We start from the raw sequence: 3519 nt of genomic DNA on the forward strand, positions 1-3519 counted from the left end.
TGTCACGGTCGATCTCGCCGGCGGCGCCGTCGAGCCCCAGAATCTCGCGGCAGAATGTGTCGTCGTTCCAGGCGGCGAGGCAACCGAGCACCTGCGTCGCGAAAGCTTCGTTCAGCTCCCAGGTCTCGACGTCCTTGACGGTGAGGTCGTTGCGCTGGAGCAGCGGCGTCGCCGACATCACGGGACCGAGCCCCATGATAGCTGGATCGAGCGCGGCCCAGTTGCTGTCGACGATGACGGCCTTCGGCGTCAGCTTGTGTTTTGCGACTGCCGCGTCGGACGCGAGGATCACCCAGGATGCGCCGTCGGTGATCTGCGAGGAATTGCCGGCTGTCACCTGGCCCCAGGGGCGCTCGAATACCGGCCTCAGCTTTGCGAGCGTCTCGGCCGAGGAGTCCGGCCGCACGCCGTCGTCATGGTCGAAGAACTTGCCATCGCGGGAGAACGCGGTCTCGACCTCGCCCTTGAGAAAACCATCGGCCTGCGCATGGGCGAGCCGGCGATGGCTCTCGGCGGCGTAGGCGTCGGACTGCGCGCGGGTGATGCCGAAGAGATGGCCGACGACCTCGGCGGTCTGCCCCATGTTCAAGTCTGTGATGGGGTCGGTGAGCCCGCGCTCCAGCCCGATGATCGGCTTGAGATAGCGCGGCCGCAATCTGAAGGCGGCGGCCAATTTCGCGGCGACGCCCTTGGCGGTGGCAAGGCCGGCGAACCAGCGCACGCCGGAATTCGGCCAGACCAGCGGCGCGTGGCTCAGCGCCTCGGTGCCGCCGGCCAGGATCATGTCGGCATGGCCCTCTCGGATATAGCGGTAGGCGGTGTCGATCGACTGCATGCCGGAGCCGCAATTGATCTGCACGGTGAAGGCGACCATGTCCTCGCCCATGCCGAGCCGGAGCGCGGCGACGCGAGCCGGATTCATCTCGTCGGCGATGACGTTGACGCAGCCGAGGATGACCTGGTCGAAAGTTGTGGGCGAAAATGGCTGGCGCGCCAAGAGCGGCCGTCCGCATTGCACGGCGAGATCGACGGGCGTGAACGGGCCGGGCCCCGAGCGCGCCTTCAAGAACGGCGTCCGGCTGCCGTCGACGATGAATACCGGTCGTGCCATCAGCTCGCCGCCCTCTGTTCACCGAGTTCCTGGAAGAACTGATGCACATCTCCGGTTTTCTTGTAAATCGGCGACAGCGCCTCCGGCGCAAAATCGTCGACCTCGATCACCTTCGTGACGGCTTCGCGGGCCGCGGCAAGCTGCTCGCCCTCGGCCTGCGTGATCACGCCCTTGGCCACCGCCTCCTTCCACTCGCTGATATGCGCGGCGCGGATACGCTTGGCGATCGCGTCGGTGCCCGCGACCAGCTTGAAGGCGCGCTCCAGCCGGGCAAAGCCGCCGTCGTCGTCGACATAAGCAAGGTCGGGCGTGAGGCGGTCGCGTGCCGCCGACGGCTCCAGCACGATGCTTGCGCATCGGTGCACGACCCGGTCGGACGGGCCGAGCACACGGGCGCCGAAAGGCTGGACCACGAGCTTGAGGAAACCGGCGACGAAGCGGTTCGGCAGATTGGCGAGAATTTCCGCGAGCCGATTTTCAATGGTCTTGAAGCCGGTCGCCATGCACCATTCCAGCGCGGCAAAGTCCTCCGTCTGCCGGCCCTCGTCCTGCCAGCGTTTCAGCGCGGCCGAGAGCAGATAGAGCTCGGACAGAATGTCGCCGAAGCGCGCCGAGAGCATCTCCTTGCGCTTGAGCGCGCCGCCGAGCGTGAGCAGCGCCATGTCGGCGCAGAGCGCAAACGCCGCCGAATAGCGCGAGAGCTGGCGATAGAATGGCGTGGCCTCGCCCGCATCCGGCGCCGGCGCGAACGCGCCGAAGGTCCAGCTCCGGCCGAAGGCACGGAAGAGCGTCTGGAAGCTGTGGCCGACATGTTTCCAGAACGCGGTGTCGAAGGCCGTGAGCCCGCGCGCGCGGTCGGTGTCGGCGAGCGCGTTCATCTCGTCGAGCAGGTAGGGATGGGCGCGGATCGCGCCCTGCCCGAACACGATGAGATTGCGGGTCAGGATATTGGCGCCCTCGACCGTGATGCCGACCGGGACGGCGCGGTGCAAATTGCCGAGATAGTTTTGCGGACCGTCGATCACGGCCTTGCCGCCGTGAATGTCCATGGCGTCGTCGATGGCGGTGCGCATCCGCTCGGTCGCGTGCAGCTTCATGATGCCGGAGATGACGGCCGGATGAACGCCGGCATTGAGCGCCGCGCAGGTGAGCCGGCGCGCCGCGTCGAGCTGATAGGCGGTGGCGACGATGCGGGCGAGCGGCTCCTCGACACCCTCGAATTTGGAGATAGAGATGCCGAACTGCTCACGGATGCGGGCATAGGCGCCGGTGGTGCGCGCGGCGTAGGCGGCGCCGGCCGCCGACAGCGACGGCAGCGAGATGCCGCGGCCGGCGGCTAGCGCCGTCATCAGCATCTTCCAGCCCTGCCCGAGCCTCTCCTTGCCGCCGATGACGTAGTCGAGCGGGATGAAGACGTCGCGGCCCCAGTTCGGGCCATTCTGGAACACCTGCATCGACGGCAGATGGCGGTGGCCGATCTCGACACCGGGCAGATTGGTCGGGATCAGTGCCACGGTGATGCCGAGCTCTTCCTGCTGGCCCACGAGGTGGTCGGGATCATAGGCCTTGAAGGCGAGGCCGAGCAGCGTCGCGACGGGGCCGAGCGTGATGTAGCGCTTGTGCCAGTTGAGCCTGAGGCCCACGACCTCGCGGCCTTCGAAGGTGCCCTTGCAGATGATGCCGGTGTCCACCATCGAGGCCGCGTCGGAGCCGGCTTCAGGGCTGGTGAGGCCGAAGCAGGGAATGTCGCGGCCGTCGGCGAGCCGCGGCAACCAGCGCGCCTGCTGCTCCTTGGTGCCGAAGCGCATGAGGAGTTCGCCGGGGCCGAGGGAGTTCGGCACCATCACCGTGACGGCGGCAGCGATCGAGCGGGTCGAGATCTTGCGCACGACTTCCGAATGGGCGTAGGGCGAGAAGCCGAGGCCGCCAAACTCCTTCGGGATGATCATGCCGAAGAATTTCTCGCGCTTGACGAAGTGCCAGACATCCGGCGGCAAGTCGCGCCATTCCCAAAAAATCTTCCACTCGTCGAGCATGGCGCAGAGCTCGTCGACAGGGCCGTTGAGAAAGGCCTGCTCCTCGTCGGTCAGGGTTGCCTGCGGGACCTTCAGCAGCTTCGCCCAATCAGGGTTGCCGGTGAACAGATCGGCGTCCCACCAGACGTCCCCGGCCTCCAGCGCCTCGCGCTCGGTGTCGGACATCGCCGGCAGCACGCCGCGCGCCCAGGAGAAGATCGGTTTTGTGATGGTGTCGCGGCGGAAGCTCATGGCAAAACCTCATGGATCAGCGCGGGTGACCGACATTTTAGCGGAAAGTGGCCGGGGTAAGTGAACACTTCGCGCGCAAAAAGAAGCGAATTGACGCGGCCGGGCGGCCGCCCCCGGGGGCCATAACGGCCGGGGCGTGGG

General features: G+C 66.8%; 2 protein-coding genes. Both read right to left on the bottom strand.

Translation table 11 applies throughout. From position 1 onward, the window contains the following. A partial coding sequence (locus AC1D00_RS32105; protein WP_477013422.1) for an acetyl-CoA C-acetyltransferase occupies positions 1-1111 on the bottom strand: 1111 nt, incomplete at its 3' end. After that, entirely contained in the window at positions 1111-3378 is a 2268-nt protein-coding gene (locus tag AC1D00_RS32110) for an acyl-CoA dehydrogenase (protein WP_477013423.1), read from the bottom strand. The genes AC1D00_RS32110 and AC1D00_RS32105, both read right to left, overlap by 1 nt. Positions 3379-3519 lie beyond the last annotated feature (141 nt).

This window comes from Bradyrhizobium sp. P2_E8, assembly GCF_056403875.1.